The following is a 21,442-nucleotide window of genomic DNA, read 5'->3' as shown; positions in this document are numbered from 1 at the left end:
GACTGTGTAAAATCAATGTAACGTGAGTGCCCACACAAATTGCATGATAACTAATTGTTAAAGAACAACTTCTTAAAAAGAAGTCAGAAGTCAAATCACATTCGTTTAACTTCATCGCTGCAGGCCTTGCCTTAAGCGAGATGCGCATTCTACGCACCTGAGATTTAATGTCAACATTTTATTTAAAGTTTTTTCTGATTTTCTCAAAAATGTTTTTAAACGTTATGTTCAAGGTTTGACTATCAATATAGATAACCAAACCACTTAAAACTCGCTTCTTAGGTCTCCCTGAAGAAGTGGAGCGCATTTTAGGGAATTATCTCAAACCTGCAAGTCTTTTTTTCGATCTTTTGTTTGTTCGATTAAAAATTGAACTTTATGCTAGGTATTTGTACTAATAGTTAATTAGCGTTGTTAGCGTTGCTATTTTCTGTACAAATGATCAGGAGATATACAATGCTTTTTCAACTATATTGATTTTCCAATAATAAAAATATCTGTTTGAATTAGGCAATGTTTGCTTATTTAGAAAGATGTAGAGAAGTAACAATGAACAAATTAATTGTTTTATGGTTAATTTGTAGTTTTAGTGCTGGTGTTTTTGCAAAGGATTTTGCTGAAGATAAACAAGAACGTTTAATCGCTAATTTATTAAATCAACAAGTTAAGCAACAAATATCATTAAAAAATAGTATTAGCTCTATTTTAACTAATTATCCTGAACAAGTAGATATTGTTTTACAAGTAGCACTTGATGAATATCCATCACAATATAAAGCTATTATGTTAGGTGCTATGGAAGCTGAGCCTGTGCTAGCCTGTGAAGTTATCGAAATTGTGCTAAATGCCAAAGTTGCTAATGCCAGTGAAATTGTATCTATCGCTGTAGAAGCCGAGCCAGCTTACGCCCAAGAAATAGTCAGCGCTGCCGCTTTAAATAGTCCTGCTGATCTTGAGGATTTTGTTCGAATTGCTATTTTAACTGAGCCAGTAGTTTCACAAGCGGTTGTTACCAATGCTGCAACGAGTTTTCCTGATCAAATTTTGTCAGTTTTACTCGGTGCAATTAAAGCTGTGCCGGAAAAAGTCAGTATGTTCGTAAAAGATACTATCGCTCTTTTTCCAACTGACAGCGAAGCTATTGTGACTCATGCCGTCAACTCAAGCGATGAAAAACATACAAGTACAATCGTTAATACTGCGATACAAGCGGGGTTGGATGAGCAAGCTGCAATTAACGCCGCGATTGCTGGTGGTGCAAAAGCTGAAGAATTAGCACAGAATCAATAGTATCCAGATCTGTTTCAATAAAAAACCAGCAAATTTGCTGGTTTTTTTAGTTTATCGTGACTGTAATTAAATACCATCGCCATCTGTGTGCAAACCACACTCTCTAGACATTCCTGAAAAACGAGTTTCGCTTTCTTCCATACCTAATGTCAAAGGTCGAGTACTATGAGTGTCACCCACAGAAACATAACCTTGATCCCAAAGCGGATGATAAGGCAAACCGTGTTTCGTCAAATATTGATGCACATCACGATTATCCCAGTCAATAATGGGGTGTACTTTAAATCGCCCTCTTAGAATACTTACGACCGGGAATCCTTCTCGGTGATCTGACTGCTGACGACGCACACCTGAAAACCAAGAGCCCGCTTGTAATTCATTCAAACCGCGTTCTAATGGTTCAACTTTATTACGACGATTGTATGACTTTAAAGACGCTTCGTCTTTTGCCCATTCCTCACCATACTTCGCCATTTGCCATGCCGCACTTTCTTTTGCACTATAAACATGAAGGTTTAACTTTAAACGATCCGTAAGCTGCTCAATAAATTGATACGTTTCAGGAAACAAATGACCAGTATCTGTAAGCAATACCGGAATATTACTATCAACCTGCGTTAACATATGTAGCATGACCGCCGATTGAATACCAAAACTTGAAGATAGAACGAACTTAGAAGGTAAGTTTTCCATCGCCCATTCAACTCGTTGCGTTGCATTCTGTTTTTCTAATAGCTCGTTCCACTGATTCAACCAAGGCTCAGGTAAAGAAGCAGGAAAACGGCTGTTAATCGGTGACTTAAGCGAAGTAATTTTCGCATTTGTCTCAATATGCTTAGTCATGGAAATCCCGTTTACTGACTTTAACTTCAGCGATAATGCCTACACGAATCACAAAATCACCAAATGCTTCGTTTGCTTCTCGTTCATTTACCCAACGAGCAACAAGGCTATCAATCTCATTCAAAATATCTTGTTCGCCAAGGTTTTCTTTGTACATTTTAGGCACACGGGTACCGATTAGGTTACCCCCTAAATGCATATTATATTTACCTGGCCCTTTTCCTACGAGCCCAATTTCAGCCAACATTGCACGTCCACAACCATTAGGGCAGCCGGTAACACGCAAAATGATACTTTCATCAGCCACATTATGCTTTGCTAAAATACTTTCTACATCTGTTACTAAACCCGGTAAGTATCGTTCGGCTTCCGCCATTGCTAACGGACATGTTGGAAAAGCAACACAGGCCATTGAATCTTTACGTTGTTTCGAAACGTCTTGGTCCATTAAACCATGAGCACGAGCAATTTGTTCAATTTGCGCTTTGTCTTCTTCAGCAACACCAGCAACAATTAGGTTTTGATTAGCTGTCATACGAAAGTCGCCTTTATGCACTTTCGCTAATTCAGCAACACCGGTTTTAAGTGGTTTACCTGGATAATCAAGTAAACGACCATTTTCGATAAATAAGGCTAAGTGATGTTTACCTTCAAAACCTTCTACCCAACCAATGTTATCGCCACGACTAGTAAACTTGTAAGGACGGCTTTCTTCAAAGATAATCCCAGCACGTTTTTCAACTTCCGCTTTAAAGACATCAGAGCCTACACGATCTAGCGTATATTTAGTTTTCGCATTTTTACGATTAACACGATTACCCCAATCACGTTGCGTGGTAACAACGGCTGCCGCAACATCTAAAGTATTGGCTAATGGTACAAAACCAAAATCATCAGCACGACGTGGATAAGTCGACTTATCGCCATGTGTCATCGCTAAACCACCACCGACTAACACGTTAAAACCTACAAGCTTGCCGTCTTGTGCGATCGCAACAAAATTTAAATCATTTGCATGCACATCCACATCGTTATTAGGCGGAATAACAACCGTCGTTTTAAATTTACGAGGAAGATAATTACTGCCTAAAATTGGCTCTTGTGTTTGTTCGCCTAATGGACCTTCAAGTTTTTCACCATCTAACCAAATTTCAGCATAAGCACGAGTTTTTGGTAATAAATGTTCACTAATTTTAGTTGCCCATTCATAAGCTTCTTGATGTAATTCTGACTCTACTGGGTTAGTCGTACAAAGCACGTTACGGTTCACATCACCAGCTGTGGCAATTGAATCAATACCGATACTGTTTAATGTTTGATGCATTAATTTAATATTCGGCTTTAATACCCCATGAAACTGAAATGTTTGACGTGTCGTTAAACGAATACTGCCGTAAGTCGTGTTTTCCTGCGCAAATTTATCAATTGCTAACCATTGCTCAGGTTTAATAATACCGCCGGGCATACGAGCACGTAGCATTACATTATGTAATGGCTCTAACTTTTGTTTGTTACGTTCTGCGCGAATATCACGGTCATCTTGTTGATACATGCCATGGAAACGAATTAACTGAAAATTATCACCGTTAAAACCACCGGTTAGATGATCTGATAAATCTTGCTCAATTCCGCCACGTAAAAAGTTACTTTCACTTTTCAAACGCTCATTATCGGCAAGTTTACCTTCAACAACTAATGGGCCATGTTCTTTCGTTACATCAGTCATTAATATACATCCTTCTGAAAACGCTTCGCGTTTCGTAAATCTTTTAAGTATTGTTGAGCTTGCTCTGCTGTTAATTGGCCTTGCTCAGAAATAATATCGGTTAGGGCGATTTCAACATCTTTTGCCATCCGATTCATATCACCGCAAATATATAAATGTGCGCCACGCTCTAACCAAGCGAAAACTTCCGAGGCGTTTTCTCGAAGTCGGTCTTGCACATATATTTTATTTGCTTGATCACGAGAGAAAGCTAAATCTATTTTGGTTAATAACCCCGATTTAACATAACCTTGCCATTCAACTTGGTATAAAAAATCTTGTGTAAAAGTTTGATCGCCAAAAAACAACCAGTTATCACCTTCAGCATCGTTAGCTTCTCTTTCTTGCAAAAAAGCTCTAAAAGGAGCGATACCTGTTCCCGGACCAATCATGATCACCGGTGTGTTACCGTCACTTGGTAATCTAAAATTATCATTATGCTCAACAAACACTTTAACGGTGCCACCTTCTTCAAGGCGCTTGCCTAAAAAGCTTGATGCACCACCCGCTCGAATTTGACCATCTTTGTCATATTCCACTAGGCCAACCGTTAAATGTACTTCTTCTTCCATTTCAGCTTGGCTTGAAGCGATCGAATATAAACGCGGCGTGATTTTACGTAATGCATCAACAAATATTTGTACATCAACTTTTGCGGGAGCCGCTTTAATAACATCGACCACTTGATGATTAGCAGCATATTCACGCACAGTATTTTTGTCTTGAACAAGCGTAAGTAACGTTTGGCTCTGCGATTGTTCTGCCCAGAAATTTACGAAGTTTACAGAAGTTTGTGTTATTTCAAGTTTTGATGTTAACGCATCTAATAAAGAATATTTTTCATCACCAACTGTCACTTCATCGTTTGCAGAAAAGTCCAGTGCCGAAATTAATTCATTTACTAATTCAACATCATTTTCAAACCATACCCCTAATGCATCACCAGCTTGATAGGTAATACCTGACTCGCCAAGATCAATTTCGATATGTCGCACATCTTTAGCAGAGTCACGACCAGTAATTTTTTGACTTACGCTTAATTCTGCTTCGTAAGGGTTTTGTTTTGTATATTGGCTGGTAGAGCCAGATGTTGGCATAACCACCACATTTGACGTCACATCAGCTTCACCTAATAATTCTTTCGTTTTAGAAAGAATTTCTTGAGACCAAGCTGCAGCGGCATCTTCATAATCCACATCACAATCAACACGCGGAGCAATTTGTTTAGCGCCAAGCTTAGCTAAGTATTCATCAAAATCTTTACCTGTTTGACAGAAAAACTCATAGCTAGTATCACCTAATGCAAGCACACTATATTGTAAGCTTTCTAATTTAGGGGCTTTTTTAGACGATAAAAATTCATGAAAAGCTATCGCATCATCAGGCGCTTCACCTTCACCATTAGTACTAGCAACAATTAATAAGTGGGTAACATTTTTAATGCTTTTCGGTTTAAACTCACCCATGCTTTTCAAATCAACAGTCAAACCTTGAGCCGTTGCTTGATCCGCTAACGACTTAGCAACACCTTTAGCATTACCCGTTTGAGAACCGTATAAAATAGTTAATGTTGAAGATGCTTTAGTCCCAATAGCACTAGGCAAAGTAGCCACTGAAGAGCCTTCACTTTTAGCCGCTAAATAGCCACTCGCCCAAGCAAGTTGAAGTGGTGAATATGTTCCAATCACTTCTTTTAGAGAACTTAATTGTTCTTCGTTTAACATGGTTTGATTTAAATTTTGCTGTTCTGACAACATTTCGTCAACTCGCCCATTTCAATATATGCGGTAATGATAGACGCAGTTAATGAAAAGCAAAAAGAATAAAAGAGGCTTTTTTATTCCAAAAATGAATATTGATTTTAAGAGTGACTGATTACCTGTCAGAGACAAAATAACAGGGAAATGAAAACATCTTGCTCGTAAGCTTCTTTTTCATACTGTCAATTCTATGATTTAATCCGTATTAATTCCAAGTTCATCTTCACTTTAACTTATTGTTTATTGGAGAAATGCCCGTTTAACATGAGGTGCTTTAATACCTTTGATATAATCATAGATGTATACTAGTATAGGCACTAATTATCTTATTAACTGCTATTCGTTTCATGGATAGAATGCTTATGTATAACAAGGTGTTATTCTGAAAGGTTTTAAATCTAGCCTTCGCGGCCAACATTACTTTATTTCCTTACTTATTATAGTAATAGGAACCTTTATAGCTTTTAAACAACAGCAATCACACACTAACAGTATTCAAAAGCAAATAGATCAAGCATTAACCATACGGATAAACTTTATTGCAAATGGCATTGTTGAGCGACTTAACCATTATGCATTAGGTATCGCAAGTTTAAATTCAGTGATAGCTTCAAATGATCTCGACCATGTAAATCACCAAGCTATTGAGTCATTTAGTCAGGCTCAGCAATATTCTGTCCGATACAAAGGTGCGAGAGGCTTTGGACTTATCAAACCGGTTGCCGCTCAAAATGAAGCAACATTTATCCAGCTTGCTGCGCAAGATCGCCCTGATAAAAATTTCGCGATAAGATCACTGTCTCAACATGTTAGAACCCGCTTTGTCATTCAATATATTTTTCCAGAAAATATTAATGATCAGGCGATTGGTCTAGATATAGGATCAGAGTTTAACCGAAGATCTACCGCTGAAAATGCCGCATTACATGATAAGACTATGTTAACAGCACCGATTACTTTAGTTCAGGAATCGGGGAAAACTGAACATGGCTTTTTATTATTACAACCTTTGTACTTTAGTGAAAGACGACCGAAGAGTGTAAATGAAATTGTTGACACTGTGTATGGTTGGACGTATGCCCCATTATTAATAGGCGAAATTCTTGAGACGGTTTCACAAGTTGGACAAGATAAACTTTCGATCACCGATGGCCAATTCGACACAGCATTTTTTGAGAATCATAAAGTAGAAAAGATCAGCAAACATTTCACTTACCAATCAGTCAATGTTTATGGCCGAACATGGCGAATAAAACTGTTTGCTACAGAAAAATTTTTACAATCTTTAAATCTACCTAATCAATATTTAGGAATGATGAACGGTTTACTTTTTACGTTTGTTGTACTGCTTTTATACTTTTTGTTGCATTTAACGCTATTAAGAAAAGCACAACAAGCTCAACATCAGATTGATCTTGCAAAAGCCCAAGAAGAAAAACTTAGCAAAACTAACACAGAACTGTCCTCTGAAGTCATAAAAAAGAGTCATGAACTTGAACATGCAAGAATACTCAATGATAGTATTCTTGCCAGCGCCCCCTACTCGGTCATTGCTACTGATGCTGAAGGAATAATTCAAGTATTCAATCCAGCGGCAGAAAAACTTTTAGATTACCGTGCAGAAGAACTTATTCACAAACAAACGCCAGCACTTTTTCATTTAGAGTCAGAAGTGGTGGCAAAAGCTCAGCAACTTTCTAAAGAATTAGGAGAGAATATCTCGCCTGGCTTCCAAGTATTTGTTATTAAAGCCGAACGAGAAGGTTTAGATATCAATCAATGGACTTATATTAATAAATTTGGCAAACACATACAGGTACAATTATCCGTTACAGCATTAATAGGGTTAAAAGGAGAAACGTTAGGTTATTTAGGTATTGCTTACGATCTTACTGATACGTTAAAACATGAGCACGCGTTAGAAAATGCAATTACCAGCGCCGAGCAAGCATCACAGGCAAAGTCTGAATTTCTTGCCAATATGAGCCATGAGTTAAGAACCCCTTTAAATGGTGTTTATGGAACAATACAACTGTTAAAAGAAAAAGAGTTAGATGTTAGTGCCCGTGAATTAATCAACACGGCATATAACTCGACAAAATCATTAATTACCATTATTAATGATATTTTAGATTTCTCTAAAATTGAAGCAGGTAAACTTTCATTGGAATATGAAACGTTCAGTTTGCCTATTTTAGTTGAGCAATTAAATTCAGAATTATCTCTACTAGTTGAAAGTAAAAACGTAGCATTTACATGTCACAATCAAACCAAGCAAAATCATTGGCGTGGAGATGTAGTACGCATTCGCCAGATTCTCATCAACCTTATTTCAAATAGCATCAAATTTACCGAGCAAGGCAGTATTGAGCTAGTCGTAAAGAATGTCCCTGACAAAGGTATTGTTTTTACTGTCAAAGATACGGGAATTGGTATTGAAAAAGATCATATAAAACGTTTATTTTCACGTTTCGAGCAGGCAGATACCTCAACTACCCGAAAATTCGGAGGAACAGGCTTAGGCCTTGCGATAACACAAAGCTTAGTTCAATTAATGAAAGGAGCCATAAGCGTAACGAGTGAAATAAACCAAGGAACCACCATTGAAGTTTCGTTACCATTAGAGGTTGAAACTGAAACTGAAATAAAAGGCCTTGCTCCCATTACAGAATTTCCTGATTTAACGGGGAAAACAATTCTCATTGTTGAAGACAATAAAATAAATCAACTGGTTATTTCAACCATGATGAAAGCTACCAAAGCTAACATTATCATCGCGAACAATGGTGTCGAGGGAATAGAAGCGTGCAGAAAGCATACACCCGCACTTATTTTTATGGATATTCAAATGCCTGTTATGGATGGTTTAACCGCTTGTAGAAAAATAAAGTCTGAATTACCGAATCAGGTAATTATTGCCTTAACAGCCAATGCGATTAAAAGTGAACGGGATTTGTATAGTGATTACTTTGACGGTTATTTATCTAAACCGTTAGAAAAAGAAGAGCTTATTAATGAACTTAATAAGCACTAATTAGCATTATTTGACTCTCTAACCTAAATGAATTGGTTCTACTGTTGTCACCAAAGAATACGACTCACACTTAAAGACGTTAATTCTCTGCTCAATCATTTGGTAAAAATCATTATTCATTAACCATTTAAGTCTATTTCATTGATAGCTTAAGTTTGGGCTGATATTTGTTGCCTAACAACAGGATAGCGTTCAAAATCTTCCCAATAGTGAATACCACCGATCATTTCTTTTACTGCAAAGCCGAGTGCTGCTAGTTTCATTGCTGCTTTCGTGGCGCCATTACAACCTGGCCCCCAGCAATAAACCACAAATTGAGTATCTTTAGCATAATTCGCCAAAGACTCAGCATTAAGTTTATTATGGGGAAAATTAACCGCTTTTATCGCATGACTTTTGTCATACGCTTCTTTGGAGCGTACATCCAATAAGACAAAAGGATGATTTCCTGTTTTTATCTCGGCATAAACATCTGAGCAGTCAGTTTCACACCCTAACTTGGTCGTAAAATATTGAAATGCTTGCTCTGCATGTGCCGATGGATATAGCAGTTCGTTTGACATTTTTCATCTCCTATAAAGAAATATACCGTTATTATGTTTGAGTTATACAATAAAGTGTTGTGGTTAAGTGTTGTGGTTAAGTGAGTATCACTATAAAAATACTTTGTTAAAAATGTAATTCATCATTACTGAACACCTCCTTCATAAAATATGAATTCAAGTTAGTCATCGAATGGCTTATATTTCATTCATTACGATTTATATCTTCGATAATTAAAGGATACCTGTGGAGTTTTATCATTTACGATCGTTTGTTGTGGTTGCCGAAACAAAAAATTTAACCCAAGCCGCGAAAAGGTTATGTAGTACTCCGCCAGCAATTAGTGCTCATATCAAAACGTTAGAACAAGAGCTCGATACCACGTTATTTATACGAACATCAAAAGGAATGACCTTGACTGAAAAAGGTCAGCTATTATTGGTTAAAGCACAAAAAACCTTAGATTCTGCAATTGATATGGTCAATTTAGCGGCGGATAATCAGGATGATCTTATTGGCCACTTTCAATTAGGACTCAATCAAAATATTCAAGCGCTACGATGCACAACATTAGTGAATAACCTGATAGAAAATTGCCCAGGAATAACCCTACAACTGAATCAAAGCTCAACCGGAAAAATAATTAAAGATATTCAATCAGCACAGCTAGATGGCGGCTATATATATGGCGAAGTTCCTGAAGATTTCACCGCAATAGCGATAAAGAAAGTGGAGATCACCACTATCGCGCCGATAAATTTTGATCAAAAGCAATTAAATGATACCAATAACCTGGCAAGTTCACCTTGGATTACTATGGCGCAATATTGTCCGTTCGATAAAGAACTAAAGCGCAAGCTAGGTACTAATATTCATGCGCAAGTTAACAGTGATCATGATCAATCGCGCCTAGAATTGGTCAAAAGTGGTTTAGGGTTAAGTTTTCTAGAGTTATCACTCGCTCAACCAGAGCAGTCAGCTGGTAATATTCAAATCGTTCCTCAATTGAATTTTCAAATACCTTTATCCTTTGTGGTTTTAACGACTCGATTAAATAACCCGGTCGTTAAAGCGATCAGGCAAGAAATGAATATTTTGTGGGGGATATCCATATAAACAACATAATATTCCAATCACGGCCATTCGTTAAAAGACGTATTGATTAATCACACGAAAAAGTTCATTTAAATGAATTGGTTTACCAATATGCCCTTCAAAACCATCGATAGCATATTGTTTGACATCATCAACGGTTACATTAGCAGTTAACGCGATAATAGGGATAGCCGGATATTTTTTCTTGATAAGATTACACGCTTCTCTACCATCCATTTCCGGCATCTGAATATCCATAAAAATAAGCTCGAACGATTGCTCTGAGACTTTGGCTACCGCTTCAATACCATTTGATACTATGTGAATGTTAGCATTAGTATCTACCATTATTTTCTCAAATATTTTTTGATTGATTCGGTTATCTTCAGCTAACAAAATATTTATACCCGATAAATCTGGGGTAACCACTTCTTCAACATTTGAATTCATATTATTTAGGTGACTTGGCTTTAAAGGCAAAGTCACGGTAATCGATGTACCTTTATTTAATTCACTTTCAACCTCAATGCTTCCATGCATTAGTTTTATTAACGATTGAGTAATCGAAATTCCTAATCCTGTGCCACCGTACTTTCTTGTTGTTGAATTATCTGCCTGTTGAAAACGAGTAAAAATATTTTCAAGGGTTTCAGGTGACATACCAATACCGGTATCTTTTACCTCGATCATTACATCACCGTGCTCAGAGGTTGATAAAAAGATAGTTATCTGGCCTTGCTCAGTAAATTTAAGACTGTTCGATAACAAATTAAGAATGATTTGTTTTATACGAATAGGATCACCTTGCCAACCTTCTTGGTAATGCTCAGCAGTGGTAAAAGTAATATTATTACCTTTATTTTGAGCAAGTGCCTTCGTTTCATTCAGTAAAAATTCAATAATTTGAGTTAAATTAAAAGGAATAATTTCTATCGCGAGCTTGTCAGCTTCGATTTTAGAAAAGTCTAAAATATCATTGATAATAGTAATTAACGATGAAGAAGATTGTCGTGCTGTATTAATGAGATCTTTTGCATTCTCTGATACATTTTCTTTTGCGAGTAATTGTAAAGCTCCCATCACGCCATTCATCGGTGTTCTGATTTCATGGCTCATATTAGCCAAAAAATTACTCTTCGCTTGGTTTGCTTTATCAGCAGCTTCTTTCGCTAAAGTTAATTCATGTTGAAAATGTAAACTTTCAGAGAGATCACTAACTAAAGCAATGTAAGTAACGTCGTTTTCAATTTCTGTTTTTGTTAACACCAGTTGAATGTCTATTTGACTACCATCAGCTGTATTCGCTCTAAATTGTTGGTGCTTAGCATCTTGATCATTATCATTGCTTAGGCTTTGATAGGCGAAATTAACTTGCGGAATAAAACTATTAATATTTTTGCCGACTAACTTTCCTTCTTCAACACCAAGTAAGGCATGACTATTTGGTGAAACTTGTAAAATTTTTCCGGTGGCATCAGTTATCAGCAACGAATCACCTAAATTGTTTAAAATAGCTGACTGGGTATGCAATGCATGTTTTATTTTTTTATGCGCCCCCATTAAATACGTGAATAGCATCCAATAAATAAATAAGCTAAAAAACATTAAAATTAAAATTAACAAAGACGATTGAAAGCTATTTGAAGAGTCCGTTTGATTACGAAAACCTAGATCAGTTAAATACCCTAAAGCAAGTATACTGCTACTCAAAGCGAACACTAAGAATAGGGTTACTTTTAGAGAACCCGCCACTAGTGAAAAGGCTATTATTGAGGGAATTACAAAGACTACTTCGTCTCTCGCTCCCTCAAAAGTCCACATAAAACCTATAGCAACACAAAACAATAATAAACAAAATAAATTTGCCGCTAATTCTAGTTTCTCTTGTTTGAGTAAAATAGTTAAAAGCTGTAGAAAAACAATGACAGAAACTAAAATAAATACGGTGGTAAAATCGGCGAAGTAAATTCGAGTAAATGTAAGTAGAAAAAGCGTGAATTGAGCAGTCCAAATGACATGCTTCATCTGCAATATCAAGTTTCTGTTTTGCTGTTGCTGAAAATCCATCTATCGCAATTTAATTATACAAATGTAATATTATAGTAGCAGAGTTTATATACGATGCCATTTCAGAAATACTATGCAATCAAAAGCTTTCGTTATTTTTGCATAAAAAAAGGGGCAGCCACTGCTACCCCTAAAACCGCTAACATAGTAATTCAGATTGACAGATCATTTCACTAGAAAGCTACCTTGTATGTTATGTACTAGCTCACCAGAGAGAGTAAAACTTGTTCATAACCGTCGGATTTTAATCAATTAAACTTTACTTACTTTCGAGAGATGTAAAAACGTTCAATCAATGCTAAAGACTTAACGCTATATTGACAAAAAATTCACATTTTATGAATAGTTATTTAAGAATAAGATATAACAATTGTGCAATTAATCATCAATTATTGCTTATGCAACATAATTGACTACGACAACACCCTTGAAAAATAGATAGTTCACCACAAGCTGAAAGGGCTAAATTTAAATAAATACCTAAACCAAAAAACTGCATGACTACCCAGAAAAACATGCTAATGAATATAGTTAGCCGCAATATTCAGTGCCGTTTTACAATGTTTAGGAAGACGTGCTTACGTTTAGATTACTCATCATAAAGACAGCTCTATTAGGCTCAAGCCCATATTGGCGTCGTCATGCTTTTATCATGAATCTATTAAATCCATTTTACATACGCTTATGAAGGCGAATAGAATACCTATATCACCAAGGTGCATTGACTAAAACACCATTTGCTATTTAACAGAAGTAGATACCATGACATTTCGACTGCCAATTATTGCAAGTATTATTTTACTTATTTTATTTTCAACTCCTGTATTTGCCTTAGGCAAACTCAGCCACCAACTCGTTTGTCAATTATCTTATGATTTATTGCCTAGTAATAAACAACAAAAAATAGATAAGCTGCTTGCGCAATTAACAGACAAAGACAAATCACGTATCAATAGCTATAACCGAAATAAAAAAGCTCACAAAGTAACCTTTGCTGACAGTTGCACTTGGGCAGATGCTATTAAAAAAAAGAAAGCTTATGATAGTTTTAAATCTTGGCATTATTTAAATATTGAAAGAACTAGTACTTCAGTGACTGAGAAAACTTGTACAAAAAACTGTATTACAGCAGCTATTCCATTTCATCGTCAGCAACTTATGCAAGCTGAAAACGCCCAAGAAAAAGTTGAAGCATTAATGTTTTTAGGTCATTGGCTTGGCGATATACACCAGCCTCTACATATCAGTTTTGCAAGTGACTACGGTGGAAACCGCAATAAAATAACACCACTAGTTGGGCGATGTGAGAACTTACATTGGTATTGGGATGAATGCTTAATGTATCCGATTGCCAAAAATAAAGAATCATCAGATAACTTTGATTATCTCGCGTTTAAAACTGAATTATATAATCTACTGAGTGAACAGTTAACTTCTGCTCCAAAGCAGCGCTGGGAAAAAAGTAACACGCTTGATTGGGCCAATGAATCTTTAACCATTATTCGAGCAAAAGCGTTTAATTATTGCCAAATTGATGGCGACAATTGTCTAGCAAAAGATCATCAGAAAATAACCATCACAACAGCATATCACCAACATTACCAAGCAATATTGCACGAAAGAATATTACAAGCGGCCGTTAGGCTTTCAGCAATATTAAATAAGACATTGTAAACTCAACTAAAAGTATTGGACATAAAAAAACCAGTGTCTAGCACTGGTTTTTTCTTTTAAATAACAAGTTATTGTTACTTATCACCAACTTTTGGTGCTTCTGCTGGTTTCATAATTTCTAATAATTCAATTTCAAATTGCAACACTGAATTACCTGGAATACGTGGTGGGTTACCATTTGGACCATAGGCAAGATCAGAAGGAATAACGAACGTGTATTTTGAACCAACGCTCATTAACTGAACTCCTTCAGTCCAACCTTTAATGACTTGATTTAAACCAAACACAGCCGGTTGATTACGACTATAAGAGCTATCAAACTCTTCACCATTTAAGAACATGCCTTTGTAATGAACTTTAACGCGGTCAGTCGCAACAGGTTTTTCACCTTCACCTTCAGTAATAACTGAATATTGAATACCTGATTCAGTAACTTGAACACCTTCTTTTTTAGCGTTTTCTTCAAGGAATTTTTTTCCTTCGGCAATATTCGCTTCAGCAGCTTTAGCGGCAACTTCTTGTTGTTTCGCCTTCATTGTTTGTTCAAGATTCATCATCAAAGCTTGAATTTCTTCTTTCTCAATCGCTGAATTGCCAGCTAGGCTATCTTTAAAGCCACGGAGCAATAATTCATGATCAAGTGACAAACCTAACTTTTCTTGTTCAACTAAGTTACGCTGAGTAAACATACCAATTGAAGCACCTAACCCATAAGCTTGCTTTTGCACTTCAGTGTCTAATACCGGCGCTTTTTCTTCTTGTTTTGTTTCTTGACAACCAATTACAGATACAAGGGTCAAGGCCACTAAAGTGGGTTTAAACAATTTCATTCATTTCTCCATCAAAATGCCCTGTTAAATAATTTTTATCATCAGAGCTAAATAGTCTGTGTATTACACATGTGCTAAAAAAGAACTTATACTAACGATAAACACCGAAAGAGAAAAGTAGAATATTTTGACGAATTGTAAACGAAGTAGTCTTTTCCTCTATGGCATCTTGATTAGTCTACTCATTTCTGCCTGTCAGCCAAGTGGGCAAAAACCATTAGAGCGATGGCAACATGCGGTAGAAGGGGCTTATGCAGCCAATATTTCCAATGATGGTAAACTCAGTGTCGTTTCTTCAATTCATCATGGCATCAGTTTATGGGATCTAGAGAAGAATGCTTTAAAGTTTAATTGGTCGCAACAGCAAAACACCGCAGACAACCTCGTACTTGCCACAGACATCTCAGATAATAACAGTCATGTCTTAACCGCCAGCCGAAGCAATTTTTCTTTATGGAATGCAACAACTGGCAGCTCTGAAGGTTATTGGCAAATTCAAGAGTCAAATATTAGAGATATCGCATTAGCGAATAATGGAAAATACATTTTATTAGGGTTGAGCGATGGCAAAGTCCTTCATGTAACCCCAACTACCGGCAGACGTATTGAATTTCTTGGGCATGATGAAAAAATAAATTCAGTGGATATGTTACCAAATGGTCGCATTGCGATTTCAGGCTCGAACGATTTTGTCGCGTATGTCTGGGACACACAAACAGGCCAAGTGATATATAGGTTTAATCACCCAAGCCGAGTCACTAAGGTCGCATTTGATGCGAAAGGACGCTATGCCTTTACCGCCGACAGTAAAAAGTCGGCAAACATTTGGGATTTAAAAGACGGCAAACTCATCAGTCAGTTAAAATATGCCAATAGACAAGAAGTATTCAGCTCCGTTCGTTTTTCACCTGACGGTCAATACTTAGTGACAGGCGCACCGTCGCGTAAAGTCAGTATTTGGCAGATAGCAACAGGTAAACGCCTTACTAGTTGGCGTGTTACCCCACGAAAAGATATTCGTCCGGCTGGGGCGGTTGTGTATAGCGTTGCTTTTAGCGATAATAATTTCATCTTAACCGAATCATCTTCAGGATTTGCAGAATTATGGCAAACGAACCTTTAGCTTCATCCATTGAAACCTTACAATCAAGCATTGAAGCGTTAGAGTCTAGAAACGCATTTCAAGACGACATTATCGAACAACTAAATCATGAGCTAGCGATTCATCAAGACGAGATCAGTAACTTAAAATCTCAACTAAAATTAATTGCCAACCGCATTAAAGACAATACGCCAAATCAATCAACAACAGAAGAAATAGAACCACCGCCTCCACATTATTAATATCTTTGCGCGTTATAGGATTTACATAATAGTCAAAATGCTTCTTTAAAGATGTTTCCCGTTAAGGCTTAAAAACGCCGATAACTTGTTCTAACGGTCGAACATCTTTAACGATATGTTCTTCAGGTTGACTCATTTGATCACCACAATTAACGCACGTGACTTTCTCAACATCATTTTCTTTTGTCAAAGCCATAGTATCAACGGCTTGACATTTAGGGCATGTAGCACCTGCAATGAATCTTTTTTTCATAGTTAACTTTTTGTTTTTTAATAAAGCGTGAATTATCGACATTTTACCTTGAATAACCCTATAAGGAAAAGCGACAATAGCGTCGAAAACGTTTCAAAAGGAAAATACATGATCACCGCAGTAGACTTAAGTTTAGATCGAGGCATCAAAAACTTAATAAAATCATCAAGCTTTACTATTCATCCTAATCATAAAGTAGGTTTAGTTGGCGCCAACGGCTGTGGAAAATCATCGTTATTTGCGGCATTACTCGGTCAACTTCAACCCGATAGTGGCGAAATATCAATGCCAGCCACTTGGAAGATAGCAACCGTAAAACAAGAAACACCCGCACTTGATAAGTCAGCCCTAGATTATGTGATAGATGGCGATCAAGAATTTCGCGAGTTGGAAAAAAAATTAGCTCAAGCCCGAATTGATGATAATGGTAATTTAGAAGCAACCATTATTAATCAAATAGACACCATTCATGGTTATTCGTTACCTGCACGGGCTGGAGAATTACTGCATGGCTTAGGCTTTTTACAAGCGCAATTATCTCAACCTGTTAAAGATTTTTCAGGTGGTTGGCGCATGCGATTAAACTTAGCACAAGCGCTCATCAGCCGCGCTGATTTAATGTTGCTGGATGAGCCAACCAACCATTTAGATTTAGATGCGGTCATTTGGTTACAACGTTGGTTAAAGCGTTATACCGGAACTTTAGTACTCATTTCGCACGATAGGGATTTTCTCGACGATGTTATCGGTCAAATCTTACATATCGAGCAACAAACCGCCAAACTCTACTCAGGTAATTATACCGCTTTTGAACGTCAACGAGCAGAGCAACTTGCTCAGCAAGATGCCCAATTTCAAAAACAACAAAAAGAGGTCGCACACCTCACTGCTTTTGTCGACCGTTTTAGAGCCAAAGCCAGCAAAGCAAAGCAAGCTCAAAGCCGTTTAAAACGTTTACAAAAACTACCAGACTTAGCGCCAGCGCATGTAGATAGTCAATTTACCTTTAGTTTCGAAAAACCCGACTACATGCCTTATCCTTTATTATCTCTAGACGACAGTGTTTGTGGCTACAATGACGATGCCATCATATTAAAACATGCCAATATTTCTTTAGTACCGGGCAGTCGAATCGGCTTACTTGGCCGAAATGGTGCCGGTAAGTCTACCTTGATTAAATCATTAGCGGGTGACATCAAAATTTTGCAAGGAACACGCTATTGCGCCCAAGAGCTGAGAATTGGTTATTTTTCTCAACATCAACTTGAACAATTACACATGCCTTCCAGTGCGATTGATCATATTATTCGCGCAAAACCTGACTTTAAAGAGTTACAAGCACGTACTTTTTTAGGGCGTTTTGGTTTTAGTGGCGATCAAGCATTATCGCCAGTAAAAACTATGTCAGGTGGTGAAAAAGCTCGTCTTGTGTTGGCACTTATTGTATTAGATAAGCCGCAATTATTACTGTTAGATGAGCCGACTAACCATCTCGATTTAGAAATGCGCCAAGCATTGGTGCTGGCCTTACAAGACTTTAATGGTGCTATTATCCTTATTGCCCATGACAGGTATTTGCTTGAATCTTGTGTTGATGAGTTTTATCTAGTGGCAAATGGCCAAGTAAGTGAGTTTTCGGGTGATATCGATGATTATCAACAATGGCTAAATGACGACAAAAAACTAACTCGCCAAACAACAAAAAATTCAGAAAAACTACCAACAGGAAATACAAGTTCGGTAGATAAAAAACAACAACGACAACAGCAGGCTGAATTAAGAAAAATCGCAGCGCCGCTAAAAAAACAAGCTCAGCAATACGAGAAAAAAGTCCAACAATGGCAAGCGAAGTTAACGGAGGTGGAAAGCATTCTAGCCGAGAGTGAAATCTATCAAGCAGAGCATAAAACCCGATTAGCAGAATTAATGAAAGAACAAGGAAAATTAAAACAAGATATTGAAGAAAACGAGATGCTTTGGCTTGAACTTGAAGAAAAAATTGAAGAAATAATGTCACAACAATAGCGAACTTTTTTGATCAATTGCTACACTTAAGAAGAAACAAATGAACATTAAAAAAAATACACAAAGGTGCTTTATGAAAACATTTCAATTAATAGCATTACTCATATCATTTTCTCCTAGTTTTTTAGCTTTTAGTTTTGATGGCGATTTAGAACTAGGAATTTTTCAACTCAATAGAGGAGAATTTAAAGCTGCTATTGCTGAATTTGAACCTTTAGTAGAGGAAGAATATTCTCCTGCCCAATATCAAATGGCCTTGATTTATGAGAATGGCTGGGGCGTTAAAAAAGATCCACAAAAAGCCTTCGAGTTAATGAGTTTAGCTGCCGCACAAAACTACCCTGATGCGCTATTTAATTTATCGGTTATGTACAGTGAAGGTGAAATAGTTAAAAAAGATTTAAAAACCGCCTTTGTCTTAATGCAAAAAGCCGCCGATAAAGAATTAGCTAGTGCGCAATTTAATTTAGGTGTGATGTACGCCAATGGAATTGGTGTCGATAGAAATTTAGCCAAAGCTGCACGATGGTACGAAATGGCTGCTAGACAAAATTATACCTTAGCGCAATTTAATTTAGCGTTAATGTATTTTGAAGGCAAAGGTGTCAAGAAAAGCACGGAAATGTCATATGTTTGGAATTATATTGCAGCAAGAAGTGGCTATACCCCTGCCATTAAAAGCCGTGATATGGATGAACACAAACTCAGCGTTGAAGATATTCAAAAAGGCCGTGATCATGCGAATTCCCTGTATGCACAAATTATTGAACAAATTGATCTAAAAAATAAAAAGCGCTCTCTGCAACGTTATTAAGCCCTATTTATGTAAAAGAGTTAATACCGAACTACAGTCCGAAATGCCTTTTCGGACTGTATTACTTTCCATTCATCTCTTGATCTACATCACATTCTTTCTCCAGTTAATACGATAAAATACCCACATAACTTAAAAGGTTTTATTAAACATACTTGGAGTATCTTATGAATTTATTTAATATGTTAATCAATGACCCCGTCGTACTAATTTCTTTTATCGGCTTAGCAACCGTCATTGGCATTTGTAGTTTTTATGTATATTACTTCATAAAAAACATTGAAGAAAATAATTAAATTTTAACGGTAGCTTGATGATTTATTGGCGATTTAACACAGTATTAACCAGCAGGCCGGTATAATTCTGTTTATTATATGAGCGATTCAGCGCGATATTTGCTATAGTTACTTAGATTATTTCGAACTACTTGTTGTAAATTTCAAAGGCGGTGACTATGAGTCTTTCTATTAACCAAAGCTCTCCAACATTAAGCTTCATTGAGCGCATAACAAAAGAGCGTGAAGAAAAAGATGAGCAACTTGCCTCTGGGAAACGTATTAATAGTGCTGCAGACGATGCTGCTGGCTTGCAAATAGCGAATAGATTAACCTCTCAAATAAATGGTTATCAACAATTAAGCATTAACTCACAAGATCAAATAAACATTAATAATGTACAATCTGGTCAACTAGCCTCTATTTCAGAAGGATTACAGCGAGCAAAAGAACTTTCCATTCAATCGGGTAACCCCTTAAGTAGCGGTGGTGCAATACAAGGTGAACTCGATCAAGTCACTGAACAAATTAATACTATTGCTGCAGAAGTACTTGATGACCCAAATTTTTTAGCAGGACTTGATGCAAGCGATCCAACGGCAACACAAGGAGCAATTGATACTGCTTTTGAAACCCTCAATAATACGGCGGCTACACTAGGAGCAGAGTCAAACGCTTTAGCAAGTCAAGTTTCTACCTATGAAACTAGTCGAGTCAATGTGAGTGAATCACGTTCACGTATTGAAGATACCGATTTTGCAAAAACTACCGCTGAAAAAGAAAAACTAGACACCTTATTACAAGCCACTATCATTGCGAAAAAAGATAGCGAAGCGCGAAAAGGTTTATTAATTAATCAATTAATTTAACTCGTCAAATCCCACTGATTCAATAAATACGGTGTATTTAAGCCTACTGAACAGTAGGCTTTTTTAATGCGAAACGTTAAACTTAGTATCGACACTAGCGACTGAAAAGAAACCGATATATTTATGATAATTCCATTCCAATCATTACCCTCTGAAACACTTAACGCCGTCATAGAAGCTTTTGTTTTAACGGAAGGTACTGAGTATGGACTACAGGAAGCAAGTTTAAGTGAAAAAATTGCACAAGTTAAAGAACAACTTGTGCAAAAAAAAGCGGTATTAGTTTATTCTGAACTACATCAAACGGTTAATATTTTACCGGCAGCGCAATTTGCAGAAAATCAGTTTATTGATGAGTAAACGTTAAAATAAAATTTACCGGAACACGGTGGGTGATACTAGGTAAGTTTGCCAACGATTGCAGTTTATTAATGCCTGCGATCAAATCAAAATCTTCAGCACTGATAATCAGAGGTGCTTGATTCACCACTAATAATTTGTCTGTGGTTAATTTTGTAATTAACACCTTTAAAGTAACGGTTTGTTTTTGGCCATGTAAGTTAATCTCACCGGTAACATCGATATTTTCACTAGTACCGCTTGGTAAATTCGTTAACATTTTGGTGTTCAATTGAGCAGAAAAAGTCGCTTTTGGAAATAGGCTTGTATTAAAGAGATGATCTTTCATACGTTGATCACGAATAGCAATATTTGTTGCAACGCTAGTTAAATCAATTGATAAATTAACTTGCCCTTGCTCAGTAATTGATGCTGAAAAGTTTTTAAACGTATGCGTCTCAACGAGATGTTCTTTTTTTACCGAAATAAAATTTATCGATGAATCTGCAGGTGTTAAGTGCCAATCAGCAAGGCTATAACAACTAAATAATCCAGCAATTAAAGCTCCAGTGATTTTTTTAAAATGTATGTTCATTTTTATCTAAACCTTTGTTGATAATAA

General features: G+C 36.7%; 19 protein-coding genes. 11 read left to right on the top strand and 8 right to left on the bottom strand.

The genetic code is table 11. The features are described 5' to 3' along the window. Positions 1–549 precede the first annotated feature (549 nt). Positions 550–1,290 carry a hypothetical protein gene (locus ABXH06_RS10275; protein WP_353518153.1) on the top strand — a complete coding sequence of 247 codons (741 nt, stop codon included), beginning with the start codon at positions 550–552 and terminating at the stop codon, positions 1,288–1,290. 66 nt (positions 1,291–1,356) lie between these two features. On the opposite strand, the gene ABXH06_RS10270 is transcribed toward ABXH06_RS10275, so the two are convergent. Genes ABXH06_RS10270 through ABXH06_RS10260 form a run of 3 tightly spaced genes read right to left on the bottom strand, consistent with a single transcriptional unit; the run spans position 1,357 to position 5,655 of the window. Beyond that, the gene (locus tag ABXH06_RS10270) at positions 1,357–2,133 is read right to left on the bottom strand and encodes a phosphoadenylyl-sulfate reductase (RefSeq protein ID WP_353518152.1); all 777 of its coding nucleotides are present in this window, start codon (positions 2,131–2,133) and stop codon (positions 1,357–1,359) included. Next, positions 2,126–3,859, bottom strand: coding sequence for an assimilatory sulfite reductase (NADPH) hemoprotein subunit (cysI, locus tag ABXH06_RS10265; protein ID WP_311581213.1), 1,734 nt, complete (start codon positions 3,857–3,859; stop codon positions 2,126–2,128). Before cysI ends, ABXH06_RS10270 begins: the two co-directional genes overlap by 8 nt. Then, entirely contained in the window at positions 3,859–5,655 is a 1,797-nt protein-coding gene (locus ABXH06_RS10260) for an assimilatory sulfite reductase (NADPH) flavoprotein subunit (RefSeq protein WP_353518151.1), read from the bottom strand. Before ABXH06_RS10260 ends, cysI begins: the two co-directional genes overlap by 1 nt. Positions 5,656–6,259: 604 nt before the next feature. Here ABXH06_RS10260 and ABXH06_RS10255 point away from each other — a divergent pair. After that, positions 6,260–8,692: a CHASE domain-containing protein gene (locus ABXH06_RS10255; RefSeq protein ID WP_353518150.1), complete on the top strand. Its 2,433-nt coding sequence runs from the start codon at positions 6,260–6,262 to the stop codon at positions 8,690–8,692. A gap of 149 nt (positions 8,693–8,841) precedes the next feature. On the opposite strand, the gene ABXH06_RS10250 is transcribed toward ABXH06_RS10255, so the two are convergent. Next, entirely contained in the window at positions 8,842–9,255 is a 414-nt protein-coding gene (locus tag ABXH06_RS10250) for a rhodanese-like domain-containing protein (RefSeq protein WP_353518149.1), read from the bottom strand. 226 nt (positions 9,256–9,481) lie between these two features. Between ABXH06_RS10250 and ABXH06_RS10245 the strand changes: the two genes are divergently transcribed. Further along, complete coding sequence (locus tag ABXH06_RS10245; RefSeq protein ID WP_353518148.1) at positions 9,482–10,351, top strand: LysR family transcriptional regulator; 870 nt, start codon at positions 9,482–9,484, stop codon at positions 10,349–10,351. Between the two features lie 30 nt (positions 10,352–10,381). Here ABXH06_RS10245 and ABXH06_RS10240 read toward each other — a convergent pair whose 3' ends face one another. Beyond that, the gene (locus ABXH06_RS10240) at positions 10,382–12,397 is read right to left on the bottom strand and encodes an ATP-binding protein (protein WP_353518147.1); all 2,016 of its coding nucleotides are present in this window, start codon (positions 12,395–12,397) and stop codon (positions 10,382–10,384) included. A gap of 762 nt (positions 12,398–13,159) precedes the next feature. Here ABXH06_RS10240 and ABXH06_RS10235 point away from each other — a divergent pair. Beyond that, positions 13,160–14,071, top strand: coding sequence for a S1/P1 nuclease (locus tag ABXH06_RS10235; RefSeq protein WP_353518146.1), 912 nt, complete (start codon positions 13,160–13,162; stop codon positions 14,069–14,071). A 74-nt stretch (positions 14,072–14,145) separates the two neighbouring features. Here ABXH06_RS10235 and bamJ read toward each other — a convergent pair whose 3' ends face one another. Further along, the gene (gene bamJ, locus ABXH06_RS10230) at positions 14,146–14,901 is read right to left on the bottom strand and encodes a BamJ family beta-barrel-assembly machinery protein (protein WP_353518145.1); all 756 of its coding nucleotides are present in this window, start codon (positions 14,899–14,901) and stop codon (positions 14,146–14,148) included. 127 nt (positions 14,902–15,028) lie between these two features. Here bamJ and ABXH06_RS10225 point away from each other — a divergent pair, with 127 nt between their 5' ends. Both ABXH06_RS10225 and ABXH06_RS10220 read left to right on the top strand, forming a co-directional pair. Next, positions 15,029–16,024 (top strand): WD40 repeat domain-containing protein, encoded by a 996-nt coding sequence (locus tag ABXH06_RS10225; RefSeq protein WP_353518144.1) that lies wholly within the window; start codon positions 15,029–15,031, stop codon positions 16,022–16,024. After that, entirely contained in the window at positions 16,006–16,245 is a 240-nt protein-coding gene (locus ABXH06_RS10220; RefSeq protein ID WP_311581241.1) for a SlyX family protein, read from the top strand. Before ABXH06_RS10225 ends, ABXH06_RS10220 begins: the two co-directional genes overlap by 19 nt. A 61-nt stretch (positions 16,246–16,306) precedes the next feature. On the opposite strand, the gene ABXH06_RS10215 is transcribed toward ABXH06_RS10220, so the two are convergent. Then, positions 16,307–16,498 carry a YheV family putative zinc ribbon protein gene (locus ABXH06_RS10215; RefSeq protein WP_303455202.1) on the bottom strand — a complete coding sequence of 64 codons (192 nt, stop codon included), beginning with the start codon at positions 16,496–16,498 and terminating at the stop codon, positions 16,307–16,309. Positions 16,499–16,606: 108 nt separating this feature from the next. Here ABXH06_RS10215 and ABXH06_RS10210 point away from each other — a divergent pair, with 108 nt between their 5' ends. The 5 genes from ABXH06_RS10210 to ABXH06_RS10190 all read left to right on the top strand — a co-directional run bounded on the left by ABXH06_RS10210 (position 16,607) and on the right by ABXH06_RS10190 (position 20,841). Next, complete coding sequence (locus tag ABXH06_RS10210) at positions 16,607–18,523, top strand: ATP-binding cassette domain-containing protein (RefSeq protein WP_353518143.1); 1,917 nt, start codon at positions 16,607–16,609, stop codon at positions 18,521–18,523. Positions 18,524–18,596: 73 nt separating this feature from the next. Next, the gene (locus ABXH06_RS10205) at positions 18,597–19,337 is read left to right on the top strand and encodes a tetratricopeptide repeat protein (protein ID WP_311581249.1); all 741 of its coding nucleotides are present in this window, start codon (positions 18,597–18,599) and stop codon (positions 19,335–19,337) included. A gap of 167 nt (positions 19,338–19,504) precedes the next feature. Continuing rightward, positions 19,505–19,633 carry a DUF3149 domain-containing protein gene (locus tag ABXH06_RS10200; RefSeq protein ID WP_353518142.1) on the top strand — a complete coding sequence of 43 codons (129 nt, stop codon included), beginning with the start codon at positions 19,505–19,507 and terminating at the stop codon, positions 19,631–19,633. 158 nt (positions 19,634–19,791) lie between these two features. After that, positions 19,792–20,481: a flagellin gene (locus ABXH06_RS10195; protein WP_353518141.1), complete on the top strand. Its 690-nt coding sequence runs from the start codon at positions 19,792–19,794 to the stop codon at positions 20,479–20,481. 123 nt (positions 20,482–20,604) lie between these two features. Next, complete coding sequence (locus ABXH06_RS10190) at positions 20,605–20,841, top strand: YheU family protein (protein ID WP_311581258.1); 237 nt, start codon at positions 20,605–20,607, stop codon at positions 20,839–20,841. Here the strand turns inward: ABXH06_RS10190 and ABXH06_RS10185 are convergent. Then, complete coding sequence (locus ABXH06_RS10185; protein WP_353518140.1) at positions 20,828–21,415, bottom strand: YceI family protein; 588 nt, start codon at positions 21,413–21,415, stop codon at positions 20,828–20,830. The genes ABXH06_RS10190 and ABXH06_RS10185 overlap by 14 nt on opposite strands. Positions 21,416–21,442: the final 27 nt, after the last annotated feature.

The sequence above is a fragment of the Thalassotalea sp. SU-HH00458 genome (assembly GCF_040362795.1).
GTDB lineage: Bacteria > Pseudomonadota > Gammaproteobacteria > Enterobacterales > Alteromonadaceae > Thalassotalea_H > Thalassotalea_H castellviae.
The sequence above is the reverse complement of the archived record's forward strand: the minus strand, read 5'-3'. Positions and strand labels throughout refer to the sequence as shown.

Bases quoted from the DNA above. Each gene is read 5' to 3' on its own strand.
- ABXH06_RS10275 (WP_353518153.1), top strand. From the start codon at position 550: ATGAACAAATTAATTGTTTTATGGTTAATTTGTAGTTTTAGTGCTGGT.
- ABXH06_RS10270 (WP_353518152.1), bottom strand. From the start codon at position 2,133: ATGACTAAGCATATTGAGACAAATGCGAAAATTACTTCGCTTAAGTCA.
- cysI (WP_311581213.1), bottom strand. From the start codon at position 3,859: ATGACTGATGTAACGAAAGAACATGGCCCATTAGTTGTTGAAGGTAAA.
- ABXH06_RS10260 (WP_353518151.1), bottom strand. From the start codon at position 5,655: ATGTTGTCAGAACAGCAAAATTTAAATCAAACCATGTTAAACGAAGAA.
- ABXH06_RS10250 (WP_353518149.1), bottom strand. From the start codon at position 9,255: ATGTCAAACGAACTGCTATATCCATCGGCACATGCAGAGCAAGCATTT.
- ABXH06_RS10240 (WP_353518147.1), bottom strand. From the start codon at position 12,397: ATGGATTTTCAGCAACAGCAAAACAGAAACTTGATATTGCAGATGAAG.
- ABXH06_RS10235 (WP_353518146.1), top strand. From the start codon at position 13,160: ATGACATTTCGACTGCCAATTATTGCAAGTATTATTTTACTTATTTTA.
- bamJ (WP_353518145.1), bottom strand. From the start codon at position 14,901: ATGAAATTGTTTAAACCCACTTTAGTGGCCTTGACCCTTGTATCTGTA.
- ABXH06_RS10220 (WP_311581241.1), top strand. From the start codon at position 16,006: ATGGCAAACGAACCTTTAGCTTCATCCATTGAAACCTTACAATCAAGC.
- ABXH06_RS10215 (WP_303455202.1), bottom strand. From the start codon at position 16,498: ATGAAAAAAAGATTCATTGCAGGTGCTACATGCCCTAAATGTCAAGCC.
- ABXH06_RS10210 (WP_353518143.1), top strand. From the start codon at position 16,607: ATGATCACCGCAGTAGACTTAAGTTTAGATCGAGGCATCAAAAACTTA.
- ABXH06_RS10205 (WP_311581249.1), top strand. From the start codon at position 18,597: ATGAAAACATTTCAATTAATAGCATTACTCATATCATTTTCTCCTAGT.
- ABXH06_RS10200 (WP_353518142.1), top strand. From the start codon at position 19,505: ATGAATTTATTTAATATGTTAATCAATGACCCCGTCGTACTAATTTCT.
- ABXH06_RS10195 (WP_353518141.1), top strand. From the start codon at position 19,792: ATGAGTCTTTCTATTAACCAAAGCTCTCCAACATTAAGCTTCATTGAG.
- ABXH06_RS10190 (WP_311581258.1), top strand. From the start codon at position 20,605: ATGATAATTCCATTCCAATCATTACCCTCTGAAACACTTAACGCCGTC.
- ABXH06_RS10185 (WP_353518140.1), bottom strand. From the start codon at position 21,415: ATGAACATACATTTTAAAAAAATCACTGGAGCTTTAATTGCTGGATTA.